Origin of the sequence: Kribbella sp. NPDC051718, assembly GCF_040681515.1 — a bacterium.
In the GTDB taxonomy this organism is placed as follows: Bacteria; Actinomycetota; Actinomycetes; order Propionibacteriales; family Kribbellaceae; genus Kribbella.
This window is the reverse complement of record NZ_JBFAYZ010000006.1, coordinates 283,170-309,882: the sequence shown is the minus strand read 5'-3', so window position 1 is coordinate 309,882 and position 26,713 is coordinate 283,170. Positions and strand designations below refer to the sequence as shown.

Genomic DNA, 26,713 nt, shown 5'->3' with positions numbered 1-26,713 from the left:
CCTTTCCGAACTTAGAAGCCGGAAACCCAGCCTAGTTCGTCCAGGCGCACAATTTCAGCCCCTGATTTAGTCCGATCCGACAACTTGCAGCGGGAGCCATTCGGTGGAGGTGGTAACGGCGGCCAGGTGGTCGGGGAGGGGGTCGATGCCGATGCCGGGCGTGGTGGGGACGGGGAGGTGGCCGTTGTCGAGGGTGAAGGGGGTGGTGATGTCGGTTTGGTAGTAGCGGCTGGAGGCTGAGGTATCGCCGGGGAGGGTGAAGCCGGGGAGGGCTGCCAGCGCGACATTGGCGGCTCGGCCGAGGCCGGTCTCCAGCATGCCGCCGCACCAGACAGGGATGCCGTGGGCTACGCAGACGTCGTGGATGCGGACGGACTCGAGGTAGCCGCCGACTCGGCCGGGCTTGATGTTGATGATCGAGCAGGCGCCGAGGGTGATCGCGGCGGCGGCCGCCCGGGCTGAGGTGATCGATTCGTCGAGGCAGACGGGGGTTTTGATCGAGCGGGCGAGTTCGGCGTGGCCGAGGATGTCCTCCTCGTCGAGGGGTTGCTCGATCAGGAGGAGGTTGAAGGGGTCGAGTCGGGCGAGATGGCGAGCGTCAGAGACTGAGTAGGCGGTGTTCGCGTCTACTTGCAGCAGGATGTCGTCGCCGAAGCGTTCGTGGACCGCAGCTACTGGGTCGATGTCCCAGCCGGGTTGGATCTTGAGTTTGATCCGCAGGTAGCCCTCGTCGAGATAGCCGCCGACGGCGTCGAGTAGTTCGGGGATCGAGTTCATGATGCCTACCGAGACGCCGCAGGGGACGCGGTCGTGGACCGCGCCGAGTTCGCGGGCCAGTGGGCGGCCTTCGGCTCGTAGTTCGGCGTCCAGTACTGCGGTCTCCAGGGCGGCCTTCGCCATCCGGTGGCCGTGGAACTTCGCCAACGCCGGCGCTACGTCGATGGCTGACAGGCGTTCGACGGCACCCAAGGCGGGTACGAAGAAGCGCCGCAGTACGTCGATCGCGCCGTCCACGTACTCCGAGGAGTACAGCGGTCCGCTCATCGCGACGCACTCGCCCCACCCCTCGGCCTCGGTGGATTCGACCCGGACCAGCAACGCGTCGCGCGTCGTCTCGGTCCCGAACGACGTCCGGAACGGTGACACCAACGGCAACGAGATCCGCCGCAACTCGACTCCGGTCAGCTTCATCACAGCAGCCCCTTCCCAGGACCTTCGACCACATACCAGCCGGCCCGATCGAACCCGGTCACCCGAGCCCCATCTGCCATCAACCCACCCAGCACCTCCCGCAACACCAACCGCCACTCCTTCGCCGCTCCCGGATCCGTCCTCCGCAATCCCTCGACATCAGCCGGTACGCCGACCAGCACCGTCCCTCCGGATCCGCTGGATCCACCAACCACCGGTCGCCCGTCGCCACCGACCTCCACCAAAACCGTTGCCTCCCGCAACATCTCCGCAATCTGCCCAGCAGGCGTGGAAAGGGTGGAGGAGCGGCCACCCCCACCGGCGCTCGACGCCGGGCCGGAGCGAGGGCTCAGGTGAGAGCCTGTTGCAGCCACACCGGAGCTCGACGCTGCGCCGGCGTCCGCTCCGCTGCCGGTGGCCGCGGATGCGGGTTGGCGGTGGGCGGCGGTTCTTACGGTGGTCGCGTCCAGTTGCCAGCGGACCAGGAGGCGGTCGGAGTCGTCGGCGTTGTTGATGCTGTCGGCCATCGGGCCGTAGAAGTTGGTGAGGTACTCGGTGGGGTGGGCGGCCAGTTTGGTCAGGTTGAAGTAGGCGTTGCGGCGGATCAGCGGGTCGAAGGTCCAGGAGATTGCCGTGACGCCGCGTTGTAGGGCCCAGGCTCGTTGGTGGAGTTTCAGGGCGAAGCCGACGTTGCGGCCTCGGGCGGCGGTCGACACACCGGCTACGTGACTGTGCATCGTGACCTCGGCGGGGGCGCCGAAGAAGCCTACGCAGGCACCGATGAGGGTGTTGCCGTCGTAGGCGCCGCCGACGTAGTTGCCTGCTTTGGTGAGGGCGCGGAGGAGTTCTGTGGTCACCGGCGGGTTTTTGGGGTCCGGGCGCCAGATCGAGTTGTACAGCCGGTAGACCTCGTCCAATTCCGCCAGTTCGTGGAGTTCACGAACCACGACCCCGGCAGAGGCGGCTGCCGCCAGACCATCGCGGGTGGCATCGGAGACGGGTAGTTCCAGGTTGGGAGCGCTCATGGTCTGGCCAGTAGGTCGGTGAGGAGGGCTGTCAGGAGAGCGGTTCGGGGGGCGATCTCGGCGACGACCACGTGCTCGTCGTCGGCGTGGGCGCCGCCTCCTACCGCGCCTAGGCCGTCGAGGGTCGGGATGCCTACGCCGGCCGTGAAGTTGCCGTCGGACCCGCCGCCTACGGAGATTTCGCGCAGCGGGGGGAGGCCGAGGGAGGCAGCTAGGTCTGAGGCTCGACGGTAGAGATCTTCGGACATTTTGCGCTCGAGCGGTGGCCGGTTCGGGCCGCCCAGGACCTCGAGTGTCGCCTCGGGAAGTACCGGCTTCAGGGCATGGAGCGCCGCATCCACTCGGAGCTGTTCGGCGACGGAACGGGCTCGTACGTCGATCAGGAAGCTGCCCACGGCGGGCACGGTGTTCCGCGTGGTGCCGGAGGTCAGCAGGGTGGGAGTGACGGTGGTGCCCAGTGAGGGGTCGCCGAGGTTGCTGACGGCAAGGATCTGATGGGCGACTTCGATGCTCGCGTTGACGCCGAGCTCAGGCTCGAGGCCGGCGTGCGACGCGCGTCCGACGATCCGGATCTCGTAGTTGGAGACGCCCTTGCGTTCCAGCTTCAGCGCACCCTCAGCAGATGCCTCCAACACGAGTGCGGCGACGCATCCGGCCGCCTCCTCCTCGATGAGCGCGCGAGACGACGGCGACCCCAGCTCCTCGTCACCAGTCACCAGCAACGTCACGCCGGCCGCCGAAGGCAGCGCGGCCAGCGCATGGAAGGCCATCACCAACCCGGTCTTCATGTCGAACGACCCAGGTCCCCGCAGCACCCCGTCCTCAACAACAAACGGATGCGTGGCAAGCGACCCGATAGGCCAGACCGTGTCGTGATGCGCCAGCACCAGCACGCGAGACGGCCCGTCGCCGAGGCGCCAGCGCAGATGGTTTACGTCGTCGACCACCACGTACTCCGGTGCGACGCCGAGCCGCTCCGTCCCGACCCGAGCCACCACTGAAGCGCTCGCGGCCACCGCGGCGAGATCCGAGGACGGCGACTCACAAGTCACCAACGTCTCCAGATCCGCGAGCATCGACGGCAGTGCGGCCTGCAGCTGATCAACCAGTGAAGTCATCCGCCCACCTTAGGAGTGGCTCGAACCCCGCAGTGCAGGTACTTCTCACCGGTCGGCAACGAGTAGAACGTCAGCGGAATCCAGGTCAGCGACCCCGGCTGCCGCAGTACGAACAGATCGCCGCTCTCGTCGACCGGCGTCATCACGAACTCGTGCGACGGCTCCGGCGTCAACGCTGCCAGCGGCCCCGTGAGCGTCATCCGCAGTACCGCCTCGCCGTCGCGCACGAACACCTCCTGCAGAGAACTGGCGCGCTCGTACCGACCGACATGCTTGCGGACATCGACAACCGGCGGCTCCGCCGGTGCGGACAGCTGCGACGGCATGGCCACGCCGGCCAGTTCGAGGAAGATCTCGCGGTAAAGCTCCTCATACAGATCCCGCGTGTTGCCGCCATTGGTCAGCAGCGTCACCGCCAGCCCCTCCGACGGCAGCACCCGGAGGAAGGCGGCCTGGCCGATCGTGTTGCCGTCGTGCCCGATCAGTCGGTGACCGTTCCAGTCGAACCGGATCCAGCCCAGCCCCCACGAGTCGCCGAGCGAGTACTTGTCCGGCAGCTCCGCGTGCTTCTCCGCCATCGCGGCCACCGACTCCGCGCTGAGCACCCGAGTGCCGTCCGGTGCGAGCCCGCCGGACAGGTGAAGCCGGGCGAAGCCCAACGCATCCGCGACAGTCGAGGTGACCAGCCCGGCCGGACCCAGCGACCGCGGCAAACCCCAGACCGGTGCGACCGAGGCCTCCTCGCCACCCTCGCTCTCGTGCCCGACTGCAGCGCGATGCATCAGCGCTTCCTCGGGCAGAGTGACGGTGTGGTCCAGCTTGAGCGGGGTCAAGATCCGCTCACGCAATGCCTGGTCCCAGGTCTTGCCGGTGAGCTTCTCGATCACGCGGCCCGCTAGTGAGAAGCCGGAGTTGCAGTACGACCAGGTGGCGCCCAGCGGATGGTTCTGACCGACCTCGGCCAGCCCGTCGACGTACTTCTCCAAGCAGTCGTCACCACGCCCGGTATCGGTGAACACGTCGCCGTCGATCCCGCTGGTGTGCGTGAGGAGCTGCCGCATCGTCACCTTCTTGGCGACATCGGGATCACCCAGCTGCAGCTCGGGCAGTACCTCGATGATCGGCGCGTCCAGGTCGAGCAACCCCTCGTCGACGAGCTGCAGCGCGAGCGTCGCCGTCCAGACCTTCGTCATCGACCCGATCTGGAACAGCGAATCGGTTGTCACCTCGACGCCGGTGTTCTTGTTCAGTACGCCGAAAGCGGCCTCCACCAGCTCGTCACCCCGCAGGATCCCCAGCGTGGCCCCCGGTACGCCGTGCTTCGCCGCCAAAGTACTCAGCCTGCGCTGCCAATGCGAAGCGTCGATCCGTGCCCGCCGCGGCCCGGCCGAGTCGCCGGCATACTGCTCGACCCAGTCGAGGATGCGGCGGTTGAAGTCGAGCCGGTGCGACGGACGCCCCTCCACGATGAACAGGTGGCTCGCCTCCGGGTAGAGCACCAGTTGCGTCGGCACCCCTTGCTCACGCAGCGCCGTGTGCCACTGCTGCGCCTGGCCGATCGGGCAGCGCACATCCCCATCACCGTGCAGGATCAGGGTCGGCGTCCTCACCTGGTCGACCTTGCTGAAGGGGGACATGGCACTCACATCACCCGTCGACTCCAGCTCGTAGACGCTGAGGAAGTGCCCGCTGTCGGAAGTACCGGCCATGCTGGTGAGGTCACTGACCACGCCACCGGTGACGGCTGCAGCGAAGCGGTGGTCGCGACTGGTGAGGTAGCAGGTCATGAAGCCGCCATAGCTATAGCCGGCTACGGCGAGCCGCTGCGGATCAGCGATGCCTTCGGCAACCAGTACATCGAGTGGCTCCAGGAAGTCTCGAGCATCCGACGTGCCCCAGCCGCCGACCACCCCGTTGTAGAACGCCTCGCCATAGCCGTCGCTGCCCCGCGGATTCACCAGCAGTACGGTCCAGCCGCGCGCAGCGAGCTCCTGGTGGTAAAGGTGCACCTCATCTGCCACCGCGTTCCACGCGTTGTGCGGACCGCCGTGGATGTCGAGCAGCAAAGGCTGCGCGCCGCTCGCAGCAGGATCGCGAATCAAGTAGGCCGGCACCACAGTCCCGTCCGAGACCGTGAACTCGCGCTCCACCCGCGCGAAGTGCTCCACTTCGGAGAACTTCTCCCCATAGGTCGTCCGCGGAGTCGCCTCGCCGCTCGCCAGGTCCAGCGTGACCACCTCGCCGTACGACGTCTCGGTGACCAGCACGACGGCCGCCACGTCGCCCGCGATGCTGAGTCCGGACACGTTCTGCCCCGGCTTGCCCAGCACGCGTAGCGGCGTACCGTCCGCGACGGGCACGGAGTACAGGTGACTGCAGCCGCGGTCCCGGATGCAGAAGAAAACGCTGCTGCCGTCAGAACTCAACGCAGGAAGGGCCCCCGGGTACGCCGGACCGCCCGGCATCACGTTTCGATCGAGACCGGCCGCCAGGTTCACCACCTCGCCACTGGCCAGCGTGAGCCGCAGCAACCCAGCATGTCCCACCGGCCCATTCGGGTTGCCAACGATCAGCAGTCCCGAGCCATCAGCCGTCCAGAGCACCGGACCGGCCAGGCCCTCGGCCAGTCCGACCTGCTGAGGCTGGGCCTTCTCATCCGTCGCGTCGAGCACGTAGGCCGGTGCTGTCGGGTTGAGGTCGGCGTCGGGAGCAGTGGCGGCTCCGAAGGCGACCTTGCTGCCGTCAGGCGACCAGGCGGGATCACCTGCATGCCAGTCGCCCTCAGTGGCCTGCCGGACCTTCTTCGAGCCGACCTCGAGCAGGTGGACGTGCTGGCGCATGGTGCGCAACCAGCCGGCTCCGTCTGCCTGGTAGTCGAGTCGCTCGCTGACGATCGGTGCATGGCCGCGGCGGCCGCGTGCCTCGTCGTCCTCGCCGGCAGCCGCGGCTATGTCGACCGGTGCGCTGAAGGCGATCCGGGTGCCGTCCGGACTCCACCGCGGTGCGCCTGCTCCCAGCGGAAGCGTGGTGAGCTGCTCCGGCTCGCCACCGCCTGCAGGTAGCACCCAGAGCTGCGCCGGGCCGTCCTTCGCTCGCAGGAACGCCAGCTGCGATCCATCCGGTGACCAGACGGGCGTGCTGTCGCCAGTACCTCGCGTGAGCTGCTGTGGCTCGCCACCGGACGCCTGCACTCGCCAGAGGCTCCGCAGCGTCTTGTCTTCCTTGAGGTCGGTGGTTCGCAGGACATAGGCGATCTGGGAGCCGTCCGGCGACAGGGCTGCCTGCTCCGGTACCGCGAACTCGGAAAGGTCGTCGATGCGCAGACGTCGGGTCACGAGGAAGTCCTCCTTGAGAGCGTGGGTAGCGAGGTCGTACCGCGGCGGGGTACGGCCGCGAGAAGTTCTCTGGTGTAGTCGTGTTGTGGATTGCCGAGGACCTCGTGGGCCGGTCCGAACTCCACGATCCGGCCGAGGTACATCACGGCGATCAGGTCGCTCACATAGCGGACGACCGCGAGGTTGTGCGAGATGAACAGCATCGACAGCCTCAGCTCTCGCTGCAGGGAGCGGACGAGGTTGAGCACCGTCCCTTGGATCGAGACGTCGAGCGCCGAGGTGATCTCGTCGGCGATGATCACGTCCGGTTGGCCGGCCAGCGCCCGGGCGATCGCCACCCGCTGCCGCTGCCCACCGGACAACGCCCCCGGATAAGCGTCCGCCCGCTCACCATCGAGCCCGACCAACTCCAGCAACCGCTCAACTTCTCGACGCCGGTCAGCAGCGGATCGAGAGGCGCCCTCGGCGACCGCGGACCCGCGGGATCGGGGTATGGCTTCGGCGATGGTGTTGCCGATGGTCATTCGCGGGTCGAGGGAGGAGTAGGGGTCCTGGAAGACCATCTGCAGTGGGCGGCGTTGGCCGGGGCGGTGGCGTAGTGGCACGCCGTCCAGCAGGATCCGGCCGGAAGACGGCGTGGTCAGGCCGACAGCGGCGCGGGCCAGGGTCGACTTGCCTGAACCTGACTCGCCGACCAGCCCGACCACCTGCCCCGACGGGACAGTCAGATCGACGCCGTCGACAGCGGTCACCGTGCGACTGCCCGTGCCGAAGCGGACCGTCACGCCATCGAATCGCAGTTCGCTCATCGCTGCCCCGTTCGGATGGACTTGATCGACTCACTGCCCAGATACCGAGCTTGCCAGGCCCCAGCACTCGTGGCGGCCGTCCCCTGCGGGTGCCAGCAAGCCACCTGATGCGCCGGCCCATGGCTGACCAGCGCCGGATCCTCAACCCGGCATCTGTCCTGGGCGAACTCACACCGAGCCGCAAACGCACACCCGGCCGGGAACGCCGACGGATCCACCGGTCGCCCCGGTATCACCGCCAACGGCTCGTCCAGCGGCGTCTCCAGATCCGGTACTGCGTCCAGCAACGCGCGCGTATACGGATGCCGAGCCCCAGTCGCCAACTCGGCAGCCGGCAAGTCCTCCACGATCCGACCCGCATACATCACCAGCACGCGAGCACAGACCTGCGCGACGACAGTGATGTCGTGGCTGATCAACAGCACCGCGACGTCGTCCTCGACCCGAATCGTCTCCAGCAGCTGAAGCACCTGCTGTTGCACGGTGACGTCGAGTGCAGTGGTCGGCTCATCGGCGACGATCAACGCCGGCGCCCCCATCAGCCCCATCCCGATCATCGCCCGCTGCCGCATCCCGCCCGAGAACTCATGCGGATACTGCCGCGCCCGGCGCTCAGCCTCCGGAATCCGAACCGCACGGAGCCGATCGACCGCCCGCGCCATCGCATTGCGCCGCGTCAGCCCTTGATGCTCACGAGCGCCCTCGGCCAACTGCGTCCCGATCCGCTTCGTCGGGTTGAACGACGTCATCGGGTCCTGGAACACCATCGCGAACGACGTCCCCAACAGCCGTCGCCGCGCGGCCGCCGTACTGCGAACCGCCAACCGTCCGAGCAACGGCGCCCCGAGAAAGGACAACTCGGCAGCCCGTACCTCCCCGGGCGGCTCGATCAACTGCGCGACAGCCAACGCGGTCAGGCTCTTGCCCGACCCGGACTCGCCCACCACCCCGACGATCTCGCCCCGGCTGATCGAGAAGCTGATGCCGCGCACCGGCGTCACCGGCCCCGCCACACCGGGAAAGCTCACGTGGAGGTCTTCGACAACCAGCACGGCATCATCGTCGACAGCCGCCGCGGGCCTGGTCTCCGGCAACCGCTCGAGCGCGCCCTTCACAACTGGCGCAAAACTCTTCAGCACCGGTACACCGAAGCCCTTCGCCACCGCCTCCCCGAACAGGTTGAACGCCAACCCAGCGATGACGACCGCCACTCCGGGAGCCAACGCCGCCGCCGGATGCACGTAGATGCTGTTGAGGCTCTCGCCCATCAACCGCCCCCAGTCGTAGGCCGGCGGCTGCACCCCCAAACCGAGGAACGACAACCCGGCGAAGGCCAGCAACGCACCGCCCGCGCCGATCGTCGCGTTCACCACCAGCGGTTCGGCGATGTTCGGCAGGATGTGCCGCAGCAGCATCCGAAACCGCCCGACCCCAGCGATCCGCGCGGCCGCCACGAAGTCCCGCTCGGCGATCCCGGCGACCAGCGTCTGTGTCAGTCGCGCAAAGGCCGGCGCTCCCGCAAAGCCGATCGCCAGCACCGCGCCCTTCGCGCCGACTCCGAAGATGACCGCGAAGAACAAGGCGAGCAGCAGACCGGGGAACGCGACCGCGATGTTCACCACGGCAGTCGTCAACCGGCCGGCCCGGCGCCCGAGCAGCACCGGCGCACAACCCAGCGCGAGACCGGTGACCACGGCGATCGAGATCGCTGCCAGCGCGAGCATGATCGACGTCCGCGAGGCGACCAGCACTCGGTAGAGAATGTCGCGCCCGAGATTGTCGGTGCCGAGCCAGTGCGCTGCGGATGACCCTTCCAGCAAGTGCTCGGTGTCGATCGCACTCGCCTGCTGGGACCAGATGATCGGAGCGAAGAGTGCCAGCAGGAGCACCGCGAGCAGCAGCACGCCGGCACCCAAGCCGACGGGCGTACGAAGTACCGCGATCCAGCGCGCTCTCATCAGCTCTCCCGGATGGTGGATCGGGGGTCCAGCAGAGCGAGGATCACGTCGACCACCAGGTTGACCAGCAGGACGCCCGCGCCGTAGACGAGCACCACGCCCTGCACGAGCGGGTAGTCCTTGGACAGGATCGACGACACGATCGTGCTGCCGAGTCCCGGCCAGCCGAAGACGTTCTCGACCAGCACAGTCCCGGCGACCATCCCACCCAGCAGCAATCCGCCCAGCGTGATGGTGGCCGTCACTGCATTGGGCAACGCGTGCCGCACGTAGACAGCAACTGCAGGGAGTCGCTTGGCTCGGGCGGTACGCAGGTAGTCCGTCTGTAGCACGGCCAGCAGCTCCACCCGGCAGATGCGTGCGAGCACGGCAGCCGGGCCGATCGCCAACGAGATCACCGGCAGCACGTACGACGACAAACCCCCACGCCCGGCCACCGGCAACCAGTGCAGCTTCACCGCGAACACGTACACGAGCCCGACCGCCAGCAGGAACTCAGGGATCGCAGCCAGGATGACCGTCGTCGACGTGAAGCTCAGCTCCGCCCGCGGCCGCCGTCCGGCCCGCGTGAGCACACCCATCGCCAGCCCGACCGGCAAGGCGATGAGCATCGCCACCACGAACGCGGCGAAGGCGAGCTGGACGGTGGCCGGCAGGCGGTCCCGGATCACGTCGGAGACGGGCAGACCGGTGGTGATCGAAGTACCGAGGTTGCCGGTGAACAGGTTCTGCAGGTAGTGGATGTACTGCAACCACAGCGGGTCGTTGAGGCCCAGCGACTCGCGCTGGGCATCAACCAGGCTCTGTGCAGCCGCCGGTCCGAGTGCTCCCCGGACCGGGTCGCCCGGGATCAGATGGATCATCAGGAAGGCCGCGCTGACCAGTACGAAGACGGAGCCGACCAGCCGCCCGAGCCGGCGAACCGCGAACCGCACCCAGGGATGGGTGGTGAAACCCACTCCCTGGACGCCGGCAACCACCGTCATCCGAGCATCCGGATTGTCTGCGGGGCGACGCCGTCGCTCAGCTCGAAGGTGGCGCCCTTGCCGAAGATCGGCACGGTCGAGTTCACGAACGGCACCACGTTGACCTCCTTGAGCAGAGCGCGTTCGCCCGTCGCCCAGTCGGCACAACCATCCGCGCCGGCGATCTTGGACGCCTTCGCGATCGCGGCGTCGTAGGCGGGGTTCTTGATCGAAGCGAAGTTGCCGCCGTCCGGCGGGCCCGTCCCGGACATGAAGCTGACCAGTTGGCTGGGCAGGTTCACCGTCAGCGGGATCAGCCCTGCGTGCCACGTCCCCTGGCCGGCCAGCACGACGGTGCTGATCTCTGCGGTGGACACGGCCTTGAGTGAGACGTCGACACCGAGCTCGCCCCAGGCCTTCTGCAGCAGCTCCGCACCGGACTGGATCGTCGGTCCGAGGTTGGTCAGGTAGTAGAAGACGAGCGACAGCTTGGTCCCGCCCTTCTCCCGGATCCCGCCCGCACCCGCCTTCCAGCCGGCCGCATCGAGAGCAGCCTTGGCCGCATCGAGGTCGTGGCCAGGAATGTTGCCGGTGACGGTGTCGTCGTTGCAGGGACCTGTGCCGGGTACGACGAAGCTGGTGGTCGGCTTGCCGGTGCCGCCGGTGATCACCTTGCCGAGCTGGGTCAGGTCGAGGGCTTGCGTCAGCGCCTTACGGACGGCGAGATCCGCGGTCGGCAGGCCGGGCTTCTGGTTGAACCAGAGCTCGCCCAGCGGAGTACCGGCGCTGCGGTTGAAGAGTTGCTGCGCCTGCAGCCGCTGCTTGTCCGGGCCCGAGATGGCGGCAATGTTGACCTGGCCGGAGATCAGCAGGTTGGCCGCGGTGGTCTCGTTGGCGACGACCTTGAGCACCACCTTGTCCGCCAGCCCGGGCTGGTCGGCTTTGAAGTCGCCCGGCCCCCACGCGTACTCCTTGCGCCGGGTCAGCGTGTAGTGGTCGCCGGGAACCGCCTCGGCGACCTTGTACATCCCGGTGCCGTCCGAGCCCTGCTTGAGCAGCTTGCGGTCCTTCATGCCCTTGTCGCACACGATGTGCAGTCCACCGACGTTGCGGACCAGGAACGCGTCCGGCGCAGCTGCCGTCACGGTTACCGTGCCGGCCGTGTCATCGCCGACAGCCTTGGCCCCCGGCGGGACGAATACGCCGATCCTGGTCGACTTGCTAGCCGGATTGCCGACGAAGGTGATGTTGGCCGCGACCGTGGTCGCGGTCAGCGGGCTGCCGTCCAGGCAGGTGACGCCCTTGCGCAGCGTGTACTTCGCTGTGGTCGTCGTGCCTTCCCACTTCTCCGCGAGGCCGGCCACTTGCTGCCCGTTCTGATCGAGGTTGATCAGCGAGTCGTACAGGAACGCGTCGACCTGCTTGGTGATCGAGAGCGAGGTGAACTGCGGGTCGAGGTTGCCGGGGTCGGAGCCGAGCGCCATGGTCAGCGTCTGCCCCTCGACCGGCTTGCCGCCGCCGGCGGTGGTCGGCTCGTCCGAACTGCAAGCAGACAAGGCCAATCCCACGACCAGCGAACCGGCGATGATTGCAGATCTCATGATGCCTCCGAAGGGGAAGGGCGGATCAGGCTGAGGCGCGGCGGATAGCCCGGCCGCTGTGGATGAAGAGGGCCGGACCGCCCGATTCGTTCCCTACGAACACATAAGAAATATGGACGCCGTTCTCCGCCTTGAGCGCGATCAGGCTTTCCTCGTTCCGCCCGACCAGTTCGACCGGATCCGGCGCGGGCCCGAGCTCAGCGAAAATCCCCTTGGGCGTCTGGTCCAGCCAGACCCTGCCGTCCTCGTCCTGCCGCACGGTCACATCTACGACCTCACAGCTGTAGGTGCCGAGGAACCGGTCCACGTCGACCGGCACGGGCGTGGCCGGGGGAGTGGGCAACGCGGGCAGGTCCAGCCCGGCCAGCTCCTTGACCACATGGCCGACGACGGTCTTGTAGAGCTCGATCGTGTCGCCGCCGTTGGTCAGTACGGTGACGGCCAACCCATGCTCCGGTACCACCCGCAGGAACGCGTTCTGTCCGATCGTGCCGCCGTCATGGCCGATCACCGTCGTACCGTCCCAGTCGAACAGCTCCCAGCCGAGCCCCCACGAGTCGCCCATCATCCCGAGCTTCGGCAGCTTGACCTGCTCTTCCTGCATCGCCTTGACGCTCGCGGGGCTCAGTACCGACGTACCGTCCGCGGCTGTGCCCGAGTCGAGGTGGAACTTGGCGAAGGCGAGCAGGTCGCGCGGCCGCATCGCGAGCATGGCTCCCGCGGGGGCCATCCCTCGCGTCATCGCCCACATCGGAGCGGGTACCGGTTCTGCGTCGGGAGCGGGCCGGATGTGGCCGACCGCGGCGCGGTACAGGATCGCTTCGTACGGGTCGGTCGCCGAGTGCGTCAGTCCGAGCGGCGTGAAGAGGTGCTCGCGCAGGACGGTGTCGAACGGCTTGCCGCGGAGTACCTCGATCAGCCGGCCGAGGACAGCGAAGGCGGCGTTGTTGTAGGAGAACATCTCGCCCGGCGCGAAGAGCTGGCTGACCTCGGCGATGCTGGCGACGAACTTCTCGATCGCGTCGTCGCCCTTGCCGGTCTCGTTGAAGATGTCACCCTCGAAACCGGACGTGTGGCTGAGCAGCTGACGAACGGTGATCACGGCCGCCGCCGCTTCGTCGCTGATCACGAACTCCGGGAGGTAGTCGCGCAGCGGTTTGTCGAGGTCGATCTTGCCCTCGTCGACCAGCTGCATGACCAGCGTCGTCGTCCAGACCTTCGTGATCGAGCCGATCTGGAACACCGTGTCAGGGGTGACCGGTACGTCGGTCGCCCGGCTCAGTACGCCGGCCGCGTGGTCGATCACCTCGCCGCCGAACAGCACGCCGACCGCCGTACCGGGGACCTGGTGCTCGGCGAGCAACGCCGGCAGCCGGTCTTGAAGCCACGTCTCGATTTCGCTCAGGGTCGCCATGCACCGACGCTAGGACCGCCCGCCGCGAGAGTATTCGTCGCAACCGACAACTGACCGGCCCGATTTCGTCCGGACCGACGAGGTGTCAGGATCGGACGATGGAGCAGAGGTACTGGTACGCCGACGGCCTGGACCCCGAGGAACTGTCCTTCCAGCGTCTGTACGGACCGGTGGAGGCTGCGACCCGGGACGAGGCGGTCGAGTTCTTCGGCGGACTCGGGCTGGACTGGTGGGTCGCGGGCGGCTGGGCAGTCGAGGCGTTCACCGGCGTCTCCCGGCCGCATGACGACCTGGATGTGTCGTTCTGGCGGCGTCACGTGCCGGAGCTGGTCAGGTACGCGGACGGCCGGTACCACGTATGGTCGGCCGGGAGCCGGAAGATCTCGCCGCTCTCACCCGAGCAGCCGGAGATGCCGGACGACGCGGACCAGGTGTGGCTGCGCGAACATGCGCTGGCGCCCTGGAAGTACGACGTGGTGCTCAACCCGGATCGCGACGGGCGGTGGGTGTTCCGCCGGGATCCGTCGCTGGACTTCGCGCTCGACGAGGTGACCTGGGTGGCCGACGACGGCATCCGCTACGTCAATCCCGAAATGGCGCTCGCCTACAAGGCCCAGGGGAACCGTCCGAAGGATCGAGCCGATCTGGCCGCCGCCCTGCCCTTGCTCGGAGTGGCCAGACGCACCTGGCTGGCTGACATGGTCCACCACCTGCACCCCGACCACGCCTGGCTGGAGCAGATCCGCGGCGGCTGAGCCAAATAATCGGGCTGATCGGGAATAAACGCGGATGAGTGGGAACATCTGGGGAGGACTTACTCTTGAGGGTGTTATGACCTCTTCAGGCCGTCGGACGGTCTATCTCGATCACGCCGCGACGACGCCCATGCTGCCCGCGGCGATCGAGGCGATGGCTGCCCACCTCGGGCGCACCGGCAACGCTTCCTCGTTGCACGGGTCCGGGCGGGCCGCGCGGCGGACGGTCGAGGAGTCGCGGGAGACGATCGCGGAGGCGCTGGGCGCCCAGCCGAGCGAAGTGGTGTTCACCTCGGGCGGTACGGAGGCGGACAACCTCGCCCTCAAGGGGCTGTGGTGGGCCCGGCTGGCCGAGGACCCGCGTCGTCGGCGGATCCTGCTGAGCGGGGTCGAGCATCACGCGGTACTGGATCCGGCGATCTGGCTCGCGGAGCACGAGGGTGCCGAGATCGAGTGGCTGCCGGTCGACGAGCTGGGCCGGGTGCGGCCCGAGGACGTCCAGCGGGCGATCGAGAAGGACCCCGAGTCCGTGTCCTTCGTCACGTTGATGATGGCCAACAACGAGGTCGGCACGCTGCAGCCGATCCGCGAGGTCGCCGCGCTCGCGAAGCCGTATGCGATCCCCGTGCACACCGACGCCGTCCAGGCGGTCGGGCAGGTGCCGGTGGACTTCGCCGAGCTGGGTGTCGACGCGATGACGGTGAGTGCGCACAAGGTCGGCGGCCCGTTCGGGATCGGCGCGCTGGTCGTCCACAAGGAGACCAAGCTGGCGCCGATCGTGCACGGCGGCGGGCAGGAGCGCGACGTCCGCTCAGGCACGCTGGACACCCCGGCGACGGCCGGGTTCGCGGCGGCGATCGAGCACTCCGTCAAGCACCAGGCCGAGCACGGCGCGCGGCTGACCGCCCTGCGCGACGCCCTGATCGAGGGCATCATCAGTACCGTCCCGGGCGCGATGCTGTCGGGCGATCCGGTGCACCGCTTGCCGGGTAACGCGCACTTGTCGTTCAAGGACTGTGAGGGCGACTCGCTGCTCCTGCTACTCGACGCGCGGGGCATCGAGGTCTCCACGGGGTCCGCATGCAACGCGGGCGTCGCCGAGCCCAGCCACGTGCTGCTGGCGATGGGGTACGACGACCAGCGCGCTCGTGGTTCGCTCAGGTTCACCTTGGGGCACACGTCCAGCCGGGCCGACGTGGACGCCGTACTGGACAACATCGGGCCCGTTGTCGACCGGGCGATGTCCGCCGGATTGCAGAACGTAGGAAGGAACCACTGATGCGGGTACTCGCAGCCATGTCCGGCGGGGTCGACTCCGCCGTCGCGGCCGCGCGGATGGCCGAGGCCGGGCACGACGTGGTCGGTGTGCACCTGGCGCTGAGCCGCAACCCGCAGTCGTACCGCAGTGGCGCACGCGGCTGCTGCACCATCGAGGACTCCCGCGACGCCCGCCGCGCCGCCGACGTGATCGGGATCCCGTTCTACGTCTGGGACCTGGCCGAGCGGTTCCACGCCGACGTGGTCGAGCCCTTCGTCGCGGAGTACGCGGCAGGCCGGACGCCGAACCCGTGCCTGCGCTGCAACGAGAAGGTCAAGTTCAGCGCGGTGCTGGAGCGGGCGCTGGCCCTGGACTTCGACGCCGTCGCCACCGGACACTACGCGCAGATCGTGGAGACCTCCGCCGGCCGTGAGCTGCACCGCGCGGTGGACCCGGCCAAGGACCAGTCCTACGTGCTCGGAGTACTGACCCAGGAGCAGCTCAAGCACGCGTTCTTCCCGCTCGGCGACACCCCGAAGACCGAGATCCGGCTCGAGGCCGAGCGCCGCGGGCTGTCGGTGGCGGCCAAGCCGGACAGCCACGACATCTGCTTCATTGCCGACGGCAACACTCCGGGCTTCCTGGCCAAGCAGCTGGGCGAGTCGCCCGGTGACATCGTCGACGCCCAGGGCAACAAGCTCGGCGAGCACAAGGGCACCCACGGCTTCACAGTCGGCCAGCGCAAGGGCCTCAAGATCGGTACGCCGGCGGCCGACGGCAAGCCGCGATTCGTGCTGGACATCTCCCCGGTCGAGCGGACCGTCACGGTCGGCTCGCGGGCGGAGCTGGCGGTCGAGAGCCTGACCGCGTCGAACCCGCGCTGGTGCGGCCCGGTCCCGACGTCGACGTTGCACGTGAAGGCCCAGTTGCGCGCGCACGGCGAGGAGATCGCCGTCACCGCGCGGCTCGAGGGCGACCAGGTGCTGGTCTCCTTCGACGAGCCGGCTGATGCGGTCGCTCCTGGCCAGGCAGTTGTCCTGTACGACGGCACCCGGGTGATCGGGTCCGCCACCATCGACTCGGTCGAGCGCGCAACCCAGAAGGTGTGATGCCCCGTGCTGCGGATGAAGGACACCTGCGAGCGCTGCGCCGCCCAGCTCGGTCCCACTGCCGACGCGGTGATCTGTAGCTACGAGTGCACCTTCTGCCCGGAGTGCTCCGAGGCGATGGCGCACGTCTGCCCGAACTGTGGCGGCGAGCTGGTCCGGCGGCCGACCCGTACCACCGGCGCTTCCGCTATCGCTTCTCGCACACCCGGCCGGATCACGCGATACCTCCAGAGGAACAGGAACACCACGTGAGCAGTCCCTTCGGTCCAGCGGCGACCACTGCGATGGGCTCGCTGCCCGGCGAGGACGTGCGCGAGTGGACGAAGTACGTGCTGGAAGGGGTGACCATCCCGTTCCTGCCGGAGCTGCCGGCCCGCCCGTACGCCGACATGGTGAGCCGGGCCGCTGGCGTGGTGACGTCGCTGGCTATGGATCTGCAGCCGGCGGGGTGGCGCTTGACGGGTGGCAACGACCCGCGGGCGAGTCTTGACCAGCGGCGGGCGCGGTCCTTGCTGCTGCAGGACCTGGATGTCCTGGAGGAGCTGGCGGATGGGTACACCGGGCCGCTGAAGCTCCAGCTGACCGGGCCGTGGACGCTCGCTGCGACGGTCGAGCTGCCTCGTGGAGACAAGGTGCTCGCGGATCACGGCGCTCGGCGCGACCTGGCTGAGGCATTGGCCTATGGGCTGCAGGACCACATTGCTGATCTTCGGCGACGGGTGCCGGGGGCGGAGTTGGTGGTGCAACTTGATGAGCCGGGGCTGCCCGCAGTACTGGCTGGGGCTGTTCCTACTGCCAGTGGGTGGGGCAAGCACCGGTCTGTCGACGGGCCGGGGTCTGTGGATCTACTGAGCCGGGTGATCGAGGCTGCGGCACCTGCGATCACAGTGGTGCACTGCTGCGCGGCACGGCCGCCTATCGAGGTGTTCCGGAAGGCAGGGGCCGGGGGAGTGGCGGTGGACGTGTCCCTGCTGACCGATGCCGCCTGGGAGCAGATTGCCTTCGCAGTGGAGGACGGGACGACGCTCTATGCGGGCGTAGTACCGACTACTGGGCCGGTGCTCAAGCCCGAGCAGGCAGCCGAGGTTCTGAATCGTCGCTGGCACCAGATCGGCCTCACTCAGAAGTCTCTGGTCGACGTCGTGATCACCCCTGCGTGCGGCCTCGCGGGCTCCCCGTCACCGTCGGATGCCCGCGCCAGGCTGGAACTTCTCGGTCGTACGGCACAAGTAGTGGGAGACGCGGCAGAGGCCTAGAAATGTCCCTGGCTGGCGGTAAGTTCGGTCTATGAGTACGGAGATCCCCGAGACCAGTGCCGCCGACCAGCCTGCCGCGCCGCCGGAGGTGCGGGAGCGGCATGCCGAGCTGAGCCGGGAGATCGAGGAGCACCGGTTCCGCTACTACATGGCGACCTCGACGATCTCCGACGAAGACTTCGACGCCCTGATGCACGAGCTGCAGGGGATCGAGGCGGAGTACTCCGAGCTGCAGACGCCGGACTCGCCGACGCAGAAGGTCGGCGTGCCGATCTCGACGCTGTTCACCGCGGTCGAGCACCCGCAACGGATGGAGAGCCTGGGCAACGCCTTCTCCGCCGAGCAGATGGAGGCCTGGGCCAAGCGGCTGGAGCGTGAGGTCACCGTCGCGCAGATCCACGAGAGCGGGTTTCTCTGCGAGCTCAAGGTGGACGGCCTGGCGCTCGACCTGGTCTACGAGAACGGCCGGCTGGTCAGCGGCGCCACCCGCGGCGACGGGCGGACCGGCGAGGACATCACGCTGAACGCGCGAACCATCGACTCGATCCCGAACGAGCTTCTCACCGACAACCCGCCGACGTTCCTGGAAGTACGGGGCGAGGTCTATTTCCGGGTCGAGGACTTCACCGAGCTGAACGCGCAACTCGTTGAGGCGGGCAAGGACCCGTTCTCAAACCCGCGCAACAGTGCGGCCGGATCGCTGCGCCAGAAGGACCCACGCGTCTCCGCGAGTCGCCCGCTGCGCTTCGTGGTCCACGGCCTCGGCAAGGTCGAGGGCTACCACGTGACCCGGCTGTCCGAGGCGTACGAGCAGCTCAAGGCCTGGGGGCTGCCGGTCAGCGACCGTGCCCGCCGGGTCACCACGCTGGACGAGGTCAACGAGTTCATCGCGTACTACGGGGAGAACCGGCACTCCGTCGACCACGAGATCGACGGGGTCGTGGTCAAGATCGACGAGATCGATCTGCAACGCGCGCTCGGCTCGACCTCGAGTGCTCCGCGCTGGGCGATCGCGTACAAGTACCCGCCCGAGGAGGTCACCACCAAGCTGCTCGACATCCAGGTCAACGTCGGGCGCACCGGCCGGGTCACTCCGTTCGGTGTGATGGAGCCGGTCCGGGTGGCGGGGTCGACGGTCGAGTTCGCGACTCTGCACAACGGCCAGGAGGTCGAGCGCAAGGGCGTCTGGATCGGCGACACCGTCGTACTGCGCAAGGCCGGCGACGTGATCCCGGAGATCCTCGGGCCGGTGATGGAGCTGCGGCCCAAGGATGCGTACCCGTTCCGGATGCCGACCGAGTGCCCGTCCTGCGGGACGACGCTGCGGCCGATGAAGGAAGGGGACATCGACATTCGGTGCCCCAACGCCCAATCGTGTCCGGCGCAGTTGCGGGAACGGCTGTTCCATCTGGCCGGCCGGTCCGCCTTCGACATCGAGGTGCTCGGCTTCAAGGCTGCGGATGCGTTGATCAGCAGCGAGTTGATCGCGGACGAAGGGGATCTGTTCTCGCTGACCGAGGAGGATCTGGCGAGCAGTTCGTTCTTCACCACCAAGGCGGGGGCGCTGTCGGCCAACGCCGTGAAGTTGCTGGCCAATCTGGAGCAGGCCAGGACTCAGCAGTTGTCGCGCGGGCTGGTCGCGTTGTCGATCCGGCACGTTGGGCCGACCGCGGCTGCAGCGTTGGCGGCGGCGTACGACGACATCGATGCGATCGAGGCGGCTTCGGAGGAGGAGCTGTCGCAGATCGAGGGGGTCGGGCCGACGATCGCGCATGCGGTGATCGAGTGGTTCGAGATCGACTGGCATCAGGAGATCGTCCGGAAGTGGAAGGAAGCCGGCGTCGAGCTGCGGCAGGTGCGCACCGGGCCGACCGTGGAGCAGACGCTGACTGGGCAGTCCGTCGTGGTGACGGGCACTGTTGAGGGGTACAGCCGCGACGAGGCGACTGAGGCGATCGTGTCGCGGGGCGGGAAGGTTGCCGGGTCGGTGTCGAAGAAGACTTCGTTCGTGGTGGTGGGGGATGCGCCGGGGTCGAAGTACGACAAAGCCGTGCAACTCGGGGTGCCGATTCTGGATGCTGCGGGCTTTGTCGTCCTGCTCACCGACGGGCCGGAGGCGGCCGCGGCGGTGGCGACGAATCGCGAGCCGGAAGAGGGCTGAGAACCGGACGGATCCAGGTGCTCCGCTGATCCGTCCGACTGTTAGTTTTCACCTTGAGTGTCCCGTAAGCGATGCGGCTTGACGCTATCGGCGCCCAGGCACGCACCTCGCGGCACTTGCCCAGCGCCCACGATGCTCCGCATCGAGGGCACTGCTCAAGCACCACGATGCACGCACCTGGACACCGCTATCGTTCAAGCCGCATCGCTTACGGGACACTAGACGTGGTTTTCTAAGGAGCAGATATGACGACGCCGCCACAGGGACCGTGGGGTCCTGGGCAGCCGGGCGGACAACAAGGAGGACGACCGCAAGATGGTCGTCCCGGGCAGGGGCAGCCGCCGCAGCGTGGTGGCGGATGGGGGCAGCAGCCGGGCCAACCTCCGCAGGGCGGACAGCCGCCGGCGCAGCAGTACCCACCGACCCAGCCTCCGCAGCAGGGTGGCGGATGGGGTCAGCAGCCTCAAGGTCAGCCTCAGCAGGGTGGGCAGCCGGGTGGCTGGGGGCAGCAGCCGCCGCAGCAGGGTCAGCCGCCGCAGTACGGGCAGCAGCCTCCTCAGCAGGGGCAGCCTCCGCAGGGGCCGCCTCCCGGGTATGGGCAGCAGCCGCCGTACGGGCAGCAAGCCGGTGGGTATCAGCAGCCGTGGGGGCAGCAGCAGCCGCAGGGTGGATGGCAGCAGGGGCAGCAGCCTTGGCAGGGTGGGCCTGGTGGTTCCGGCCGCAAGCGGGGCGGTATCTCCAAGGACAAGTTGCCGATGGTGGTCGGCGGTGGCTTGATCGGTCTGGTGGTGATCGCTCTGGTCGTGTTCCTCGGTATCCACTTTCTCGGCGGTGACGACAAGACGACGACCAACCCGCCGACTACGCAGCCGACCCAGTCGGTGGCGGGCGGGCAGGCGCAGGGTGCGACCGACAGGTTGCAGAACGCCGGGTTCCAGTGCAGCGACCTGTTCAACGGCGCGCAGGGTGCGCACCGCGGCTGCTTCAAGTTCGACGAGGTCAGCCAGGCCGAGGTGATCTTCCAGTTCCAGTCCGACGGCACGATCATCAGCACGCTGATCCGCTCGATGAACCGGGAGAACGTCAACAACGCCGCGGTCGCCTTCGACGCAGCGCTGCAGGCGATCGGCAACGACACCTTCGGCGGCAGTGACGTGGCGAAGATCCAGGCGGCGGTCAAGACCGGTCAGAAGGACGCCAAGGTCAACAGCACCTGGGGTGACTTCAACCTGTTCAACAACGGCGACTCGGTCCAGGTCTCCGGCAGCAAGTCCGGCATGGAGTCGTTCGACCTGCCCACCAAGGAATTCCAGACCACAGTGGAGCAGATGACCACGGCGCTGAAGGCGAAGCAGTACGCCTGCACGCTGGCCTGCCGCAAGGATCTCGGGCGGTCCGGTTCGCAGCGGATCTTCCCGCTCGGCGGCAGCAGCAAGGCGATCCGCTCACTCGACATCGAGGCCTCCGGCGACCCCGCCGAGGTCAAGGCGGCTCTGCCGGTCGCCGTTACCGATGCGATGAGTGTGCTCAAGGGTCCGGACGTGGACGCGATCAAGACCTTCCTCGCGGCACACACCGACGGGAAGCCGTACGCTGCTTATGTGGCCGGTTGGCGGATCGAGCAGACCGGCACGGGCAACGACGACTACTCGTCGCAGACGATCAGGATCAAGTACGAGTCGTACTACGTGTGAGGTGTGATGAAGTCCAACCCGGAGAAGCGGCCGGAGACCCAGGTGGCGAAGCCGCCGCCGGAGTCGGTGTACCGGGTGGACGGCGGCGGTCCGTGGGGGCCGACGCAGTTCGACCTGCCGGAGCGTAACGGCGACAACACCCAGACGGTGGTGATCGTCGCCGCGATCGGCGTGATCCTGCTGCTGTTGCTGGCCGGCGCCTGGACCCTCTGGTACTTCAAGTTCAACTGATTGATCCGAACCAACGAAGATGGGCCTCCCGATCGATCGGGAGGCCCTTCTTCGTTGCTGCTTCGGTCTATGCGGTGGCGCGGATGGTGACGGCGAGGTTGGCCAGGTAGCTCAGCCGGGCCACCTCGGAGCCGAGGAACTCGGGCCCGCCACGGCGCCCGATCACCAGCACCCGGCGGTTGGACTCCAGTGGCGCGGCCACCAGTACCGACTCGGCCAGGCCCTTGTGGTCCGGCGCGGTCAGCGTCGTCGCCTTCTCCAGCGGCAGCCACTGGTCACCCAGGTCGCCGAACTCAGGAGTCGCGCTCGTCTCCAGCGCGACCTTGATCTCACTGCCGGTACCGTCCAGCAAGGCGGCCCAGTCGGCGTGCAGCACCGCGGGTGCCTGCTCGACCAGGATGTCGACCGCTTCGGCCGGAGCAGACGTCATCTGCTCGACGGCTTCGAGGTCCATGTGCAGGCCGCCGCCCGCGCCGTACCGGGAGAACCAGATCACCTCGACGTCGGGGACGCCGTTGCAGGCGGAGACCAGCCGGTCGGGCAGCACGCCCGGCGGAAGGTCGACCACGATGTCGTCGACGGCGGTGCCGTTCTCGCGCCGGTGCTCCACGATCTCGATCGCGTGGATGTCGGCGGACACCTCGCCGAGTGCCGTTGCCACGGTGCCCAACGAACCGGGCCGGTCCGGGATGATCAATCGCAGCAGGAACACCGAACGATCATCTCCCAGCCGAATACCACGCAAGTTACGCCCTGTCGCGGCCAATGTTACAGAGCGGAACAAAGTGACACGCCGGGCCCTCTCATCTATTGAACAGAGGGCCTGTGGAAACCGGAAATACACATGTCATACCGGCCCACTAGGATGAGCGCGTCCGTAGAGGTAGGTGCGAGCCGCACGCTGCCGGCAACTCGTTGTAGACCATTGGAATCCTTCATGCCATCGATTACCCGCGAAGAGGTCGCGCATCTGGCGCGGCTGGCGCGGATCGAGCTCACCGAAGACGAGCTCGACCACCTCGCTCCGCAGCTCGAGCAGATCATCGGCCTGGTCGCCCAGGTCAGTGAAGTGGCTGCCGAGGACATCCCGCCGACGTCGCACGCCCTGCCGCTCACGAACGTGATGCGGCCCGACGTGAACGTCCCGTGCCTCACGCCGGAGCAGGCGCTGTCCGGCGCCCCGGCGGCCGAGGAGCAGCGTTTCCGGGTACCGCGGATCCTGACCGAGGAGGCATGAGATGAGTGACCTGACGCGGAAGACCGCGGTCGAACTCTCCGAGCTGATGAGCTCGGGCCAGGCGTCGTCGGTGGAGATCACCCAGGCGCATCTGGACCGGATCGGCGCGACCGATGCCGCCGTGCACGCGTTCCTGCACGTGGACACCGAGGGCGCGCTCGCCCAGGCGGCCGCTGTCGACGCTCGCCGGGCCGCGGGGGACGAGCTCGGTCCGCTCGCCGGAGTACCGCTGGCGTTGAAGGACGTGCTGACCCAGGACGGCATCCCGACGACGGCGGGCTCGAAGATCCTCGAGGGCTGGAAGCCGCCGTACGACTCGACGGTCGTGAAGCGGCTCAAGGCGGCCGGCATCGTCATCCTCGGCAAGACCAACATGGACGAGTTCGCGATGGGGTCGTCCACCGAAAACTCGGCCTACGGGACGACCCACAACCCGTGGGACCTCAACCGGATCCCGGGTGGTTCGGGTGGTGGCTCGTCGGCCGCGATCTCGGCGTACCAGGCGCCGCTGGCGATCGGCACCGACACCGGTGGCTCGATCCGTCAGCCCGCTGCCTTCACGGGCACGGTCGGCGTGAAGCCGACGTACGGCGGGACCTCGCGGTACGGGCTGATCGCGCTGGCCTCCAGCCTGGACACGCCTGGTCCGTGTGCGCGGACGACGCTCGACGCGGCGCTGCTGCACGAGGTGATCGCCGGGTACGACCCGATGGACTCCACCTCGATCAACCAGCCGGTGCCGGCCGTGGTCGACGCGGCTCGTCGCGGTGACGTGACCGGCCTGCGGATCGGTGTGGTCAAGGAGCTCGGCGGCGAGGGGTACCAGCCGGGGGTCGAGGCGCGCTTCCACGAGGCGGTCGAGCTACTCACCAAGCTCGGCGCCGAGGTGGTCGAGGTGTCCTGCCCGCACTTCCAGTACGCGCTGCCGGCGTACTACCTGATCCTGCCGAGCGAGGCCTCGTCCAACCTGGCCAAGTTCGACGCGATGCGGTTCGGCCTGCGGGTCGGCGACGACGGCGAGAACGACGCCGAGAAGGTGATGAGCCTGACCCGCGAGGCCGGTTTCGGTCCCGAGGTCAAGCGCCGGATCATGCTCGGCACGCACGCGCTGTCCAGCGGCTACTACGACGCGTACTACGGCCAGGCGCAGAAGGTGCGGACGCTGATCGCCCGCGACTTCACGGCGGCCTACGAACACGTCGACGTGCTGGTGTCGCCCTCGACGCCGACCACCGCGTTCGCGATCGGCGACCGGGTGAACGACCCGATCGCCATGTACAAGAACGACCTCTGCACGATCCCGTCGAACCTGGCCGGCAACGCGGCCGCGTCGTTCCCGGTCGGCCTTGCGGACGAGGACGGCCTGCCGGTCGGCTTCCACGTGATGGCGCCGGTGATGCGCGACGACCTGTGTTACCTGGTCGGTGCGGCGCTCGAGTCGGCGTACGCCGATCAGTGGGGTGGCGTGCTGATGTCGAAGGCTCCGGAGCTGGAGGTCACCCGATGACTGTGGTTGCTGATGTGCTGTCCATCGATGACGCTTTGGCGCAGTTCGACCCGGTGATGGGCCTCGAGGTCCACGTCGAGCTGAACACCAGGTCGAAGATGTTCTGTGGTTGCCCGACCGAGTTCGGCGCCCCGCCGAACACGCAGACCTGCCCGGTCTGCCTCGGCCTGCCGGGCGCGCTGCCGGTGGTGAACGCTCGGGCGGTCGAGTCCGCGATCAAGATCGGCCTCGCGCTGAACTGCGAGATCGCCGAGTGGTGCCGGTTCGCCCGAAAGAACTACTTCTACCCGGACATGCCGAAGAACTTCCAGACCTCGCAGTACGACGAGCCGATCGCCTTCAACGGGTGGACCGAGGTCGTCGTCGACGGGGAGACCTACCGGATCGAGATCGAGCGCGCGCACATGGAGGAGGACACCGGCAAGTCCACCCACGTGGGTGGCGCGACCGGTCGCATCCACGGTGCGTCGCACTCGCTGGTCGACTACAACCGGGCCGGCATCCCGCTGATCGAGATCGTCACCAAGACGATCGAGGTGCCGCCGGCCAAGGCTGCTGCCGTCGCTCGGGCGTACGTGAGCATGCTGCGCGATCTGCTGCTGGCGCTGGACGTTTCCGACGTCCGGATGGACCAGGGGTCGCTGCGGTGCGACGCCAACGTGTCGCTCAAGCCGTCGGGGTCGTCGGAGCTGGGCACCCGGACCGAGACCAAGAACGTGAACTCGTTCCGCTCGGTCGAGCGCGCGATCACCTACGAGATCACCCGGCAGGCCGCCGTACTGGTTGCCGGGGGCAAGATTCTCCAGGAGACCCGGCACTGGCACGAGGACACCGGGGTCACCACCTCGGGCCGGGAGAAGTCGGATGCCGACGACTACCGGTACTTCCCTGAGCCCGACCTGGTGCCGGTTGCTCCGGCGCGGGACTGGGTCGAGGAGATTCGGGCGACGCTACCCGAGGCGCCTCCGGTCAAGCGGCTGCGGTTGCAGACCGAGTGGGGCTTCACGGATCTGGAGATGCGGGACGTCGTCAACGGCGGCGTGCAGACGCTGATCGAGCAGACCGTCGCGCTGGGTGTCGCTCCTGCTGCCGCGAAGAAGTGGTGGCTGGGTGAGTTGGCTCGGGCGGCCAACGAGGCCGGCAAGGACGTGGATGCGCTCGGGGTCGGGCCGGCAGAGATTGCCAAAGTACAGAAGCTGGTCGAGGCCGGCGCTCTGAACGACAAGCTGGCCCGCGAGGTCTTCGACGGCCTGGTCAAGTCCGAAGGCACCGTCACCGAGATCATCTCCGCGCGCGGTCTTGCGCTGGTCTCCGACGACTCCGCCCTGCAGGAAGCCATCGACCGGGCCATCGCGGCCAACCCCGACGTCGTGGAGAAGGTCAACTCCGGCAAGCCTGCCGCCGCCGGTGCCCTGATCGGCGCCGTCATGAAGGACATGCGCGGCCAGGCCGACGCAGCCAAGGTCCGCGAGCTCCTGAACGCAACGCTCGGCATCTGAAGTACTTGCGCTGAGGTCCGGTAACTCGTACCGGACCTCAGCTCTGGCCTTATGCCGCCTTGCGGGTGGGCGTCGCCGGGCCGAGGCCGATCAACGTCCTGGCCACCGAAGCATCCGCCGCCGCGCAGCGCACCTCGTAGCACATCGGCACGAGCTCGGTCGCCTCGGCGTCCGGCCGGTTCTTGAACAGACCGCGGAACAAGCCGGCCAGCGCGCCCACGATCACGCCGTACACGGCACCCCACAGGATCACGACGAGTCCGGTCAGGCTCGTGTCCGCCACCAGCGTCACGAACACCGCGGCCAGCAACCCGATCCCGAGCCCGGTCGCGGCACTCCGCGCGGTCAGCGCTGGAGTCGACGGCCCGGCAGGTCTCTCGGCCAGTACCAGCCCCGCTCCCACGACGGCCAGACTGTCCCGTTCCAATCCCGAGGCTCGCAAAGTCCGCACAGTCTCCTGTGCCTCCGCGTACGTCGCCGTCGAGACGATCACCGTGTCGTGAACCAGAACCCGCGCACCAGACCGCAAACCCGTTCCCTTCCCTAGCCGGACACTCCACTAGTACCAGGTCCGGCCAACCGGAAACGTC

The 26,713-nt window shown here is 67.9% G+C and carries 22 protein-coding genes; 11 read left to right on the top strand and 11 right to left on the bottom strand.

Annotated elements, in window-relative coordinates; genetic code table 11:
* Positions 1-66: 66 nt before the first annotated feature.
* The 9 genes from menC to AB0M15_RS24020 are packed head-to-tail and all read right to left on the bottom strand — an operon-like array spanning position 67 to position 13,416.
* A complete protein-coding gene (gene menC / locus AB0M15_RS24060; RefSeq protein ID WP_363823149.1) occupies positions 67-1,191 on the bottom strand; it encodes an o-succinylbenzoate synthase in 1,125 nt (374 codons plus the stop codon).
* A complete protein-coding gene (locus tag AB0M15_RS24055; RefSeq protein ID WP_363823146.1) occupies positions 1,191-2,216 on the bottom strand; it encodes a GNAT family N-acetyltransferase in 1,026 nt (341 codons plus the stop codon). Before AB0M15_RS24055 ends, menC begins: the two co-directional genes overlap by 1 nt.
* The gene (locus AB0M15_RS24050; RefSeq protein WP_363823143.1) at positions 2,213-3,334 is read right to left on the bottom strand and encodes a M20/M25/M40 family metallo-hydrolase; all 1,122 of its coding nucleotides are present in this window, start codon (positions 3,332-3,334) and stop codon (positions 2,213-2,215) included. The genes AB0M15_RS24055 and AB0M15_RS24050 overlap by 4 nt, the downstream gene beginning before the upstream one ends.
* Entirely contained in the window at positions 3,331-6,669 is a 3,339-nt protein-coding gene (locus AB0M15_RS24045) for an LpqB family beta-propeller domain-containing protein (protein ID WP_363823140.1), read from the bottom strand. The genes AB0M15_RS24050 and AB0M15_RS24045 overlap by 4 nt, the downstream gene beginning before the upstream one ends.
* Entirely contained in the window at positions 6,666-7,478 is an 813-nt protein-coding gene (locus AB0M15_RS24040; protein ID WP_363823137.1) for an ATP-binding cassette domain-containing protein, read from the bottom strand. The genes AB0M15_RS24045 and AB0M15_RS24040 overlap by 4 nt, the downstream gene beginning before the upstream one ends.
* Positions 7,475-9,436, bottom strand: a complete 1,962-nt coding sequence (locus AB0M15_RS24035; protein ID WP_363823135.1) for a dipeptide/oligopeptide/nickel ABC transporter permease/ATP-binding protein — start codon at positions 9,434-9,436, stop codon at positions 7,475-7,477. The genes AB0M15_RS24040 and AB0M15_RS24035 overlap by 4 nt, the downstream gene beginning before the upstream one ends.
* Complete coding sequence (locus tag AB0M15_RS24030; RefSeq protein WP_363823133.1) at positions 9,436-10,422, bottom strand: ABC transporter permease; 987 nt, start codon at positions 10,420-10,422, stop codon at positions 9,436-9,438. The genes AB0M15_RS24035 and AB0M15_RS24030 overlap by 1 nt, the downstream gene beginning before the upstream one ends.
* Complete coding sequence (locus tag AB0M15_RS24025; protein WP_363823130.1) at positions 10,419-12,002, bottom strand: ABC transporter substrate-binding protein; 1,584 nt, start codon at positions 12,000-12,002, stop codon at positions 10,419-10,421. Before AB0M15_RS24025 ends, AB0M15_RS24030 begins: the two co-directional genes overlap by 4 nt.
* Before the next feature lie 25 nt (positions 12,003-12,027).
* Positions 12,028-13,416 carry a serine hydrolase domain-containing protein gene (locus AB0M15_RS24020; protein WP_363823125.1) on the bottom strand — a complete coding sequence of 463 codons (1,389 nt, stop codon included), beginning with the start codon at positions 13,414-13,416 and terminating at the stop codon, positions 12,028-12,030.
* 98 nt (positions 13,417-13,514) lie between these two features.
* Here AB0M15_RS24020 and AB0M15_RS24015 point away from each other — a divergent pair, with 98 nt between their 5' ends.
* The 8 genes from AB0M15_RS24015 to AB0M15_RS23980 all read left to right on the top strand — a co-directional run bounded on the left by AB0M15_RS24015 (position 13,515) and on the right by AB0M15_RS23980 (position 21,880).
* Positions 13,515-14,171, top strand: a complete 657-nt coding sequence (locus AB0M15_RS24015) for a hypothetical protein (protein WP_363823118.1) — start codon at positions 13,515-13,517, stop codon at positions 14,169-14,171.
* A gap of 76 nt (positions 14,172-14,247) precedes the next feature.
* Positions 14,248-15,450 (top strand): cysteine desulfurase family protein, encoded by a 1,203-nt coding sequence (locus AB0M15_RS24010; protein WP_363823109.1) that lies wholly within the window; start codon positions 14,248-14,250, stop codon positions 15,448-15,450.
* Entirely contained in the window at positions 15,450-16,538 is a 1,089-nt protein-coding gene (gene mnmA / locus AB0M15_RS24005; RefSeq protein ID WP_363823106.1) for a tRNA 2-thiouridine(34) synthase MnmA, read from the top strand. The genes AB0M15_RS24010 and mnmA overlap by 1 nt, the downstream gene beginning before the upstream one ends.
* A gap of 15 nt (positions 16,539-16,553) precedes the next feature.
* Positions 16,554-16,790 (top strand): DUF1272 domain-containing protein, encoded by a 237-nt coding sequence (locus tag AB0M15_RS24000; RefSeq protein WP_363823832.1) that lies wholly within the window; start codon positions 16,554-16,556, stop codon positions 16,788-16,790.
* The gene (locus AB0M15_RS23995) at positions 16,787-17,794 is read left to right on the top strand and encodes a methionine synthase vitamin-B12 independent (RefSeq protein WP_363823102.1); all 1,008 of its coding nucleotides are present in this window, start codon (positions 16,787-16,789) and stop codon (positions 17,792-17,794) included. Before AB0M15_RS24000 ends, AB0M15_RS23995 begins: the two co-directional genes overlap by 4 nt.
* A 31-nt stretch (positions 17,795-17,825) precedes the next feature.
* Positions 17,826-19,955, top strand: coding sequence for an NAD-dependent DNA ligase LigA (ligA, locus tag AB0M15_RS23990; RefSeq protein ID WP_363823100.1), 2,130 nt, complete (start codon positions 17,826-17,828; stop codon positions 19,953-19,955).
* A gap of 245 nt (positions 19,956-20,200) precedes the next feature.
* Positions 20,201-21,649, top strand: coding sequence for a hypothetical protein (locus AB0M15_RS23985; protein WP_363823098.1), 1,449 nt, complete (start codon positions 20,201-20,203; stop codon positions 21,647-21,649).
* Between the two features lie 6 nt (positions 21,650-21,655).
* On the top strand, positions 21,656-21,880 hold the full coding sequence (locus tag AB0M15_RS23980) for a hypothetical protein (protein ID WP_363823096.1): 225 nt from the start codon (positions 21,656-21,658) through the stop codon (positions 21,878-21,880).
* Positions 21,881-21,947: 67 nt separating this feature from the next.
* Here AB0M15_RS23980 and AB0M15_RS23975 read toward each other — a convergent pair whose 3' ends face one another.
* A complete protein-coding gene (locus AB0M15_RS23975) occupies positions 21,948-22,592 on the bottom strand; it encodes an amino acid-binding protein (protein ID WP_343963711.1) in 645 nt (214 codons plus the stop codon).
* A gap of 225 nt (positions 22,593-22,817) precedes the next feature.
* Here AB0M15_RS23975 and gatC point away from each other — a divergent pair, with 225 nt between their 5' ends.
* The 3 genes from gatC to gatB are packed head-to-tail and all read left to right on the top strand — an operon-like array spanning position 22,818 to position 26,123.
* A complete protein-coding gene (gatC, locus tag AB0M15_RS23970) occupies positions 22,818-23,117 on the top strand; it encodes an Asp-tRNA(Asn)/Glu-tRNA(Gln) amidotransferase subunit GatC (protein WP_328326589.1) in 300 nt (99 codons plus the stop codon).
* Between the two features lies 1 nt (position 23,118).
* Complete coding sequence (gatA, locus tag AB0M15_RS23965; RefSeq protein ID WP_363823084.1) at positions 23,119-24,624, top strand: Asp-tRNA(Asn)/Glu-tRNA(Gln) amidotransferase subunit GatA; 1,506 nt, start codon at positions 23,119-23,121, stop codon at positions 24,622-24,624.
* A complete protein-coding gene (gene gatB / locus AB0M15_RS23960; protein ID WP_363823082.1) occupies positions 24,621-26,123 on the top strand; it encodes an Asp-tRNA(Asn)/Glu-tRNA(Gln) amidotransferase subunit GatB in 1,503 nt (500 codons plus the stop codon). The genes gatA and gatB overlap by 4 nt, the downstream gene beginning before the upstream one ends.
* Before the next feature lie 49 nt (positions 26,124-26,172).
* Here gatB and AB0M15_RS23955 read toward each other — a convergent pair whose 3' ends face one another.
* A complete protein-coding gene (locus tag AB0M15_RS23955; protein ID WP_363823079.1) occupies positions 26,173-26,616 on the bottom strand; it encodes a general stress protein in 444 nt (147 codons plus the stop codon).
* Between the last annotated feature and the right edge of the window lie 97 nt (positions 26,617-26,713).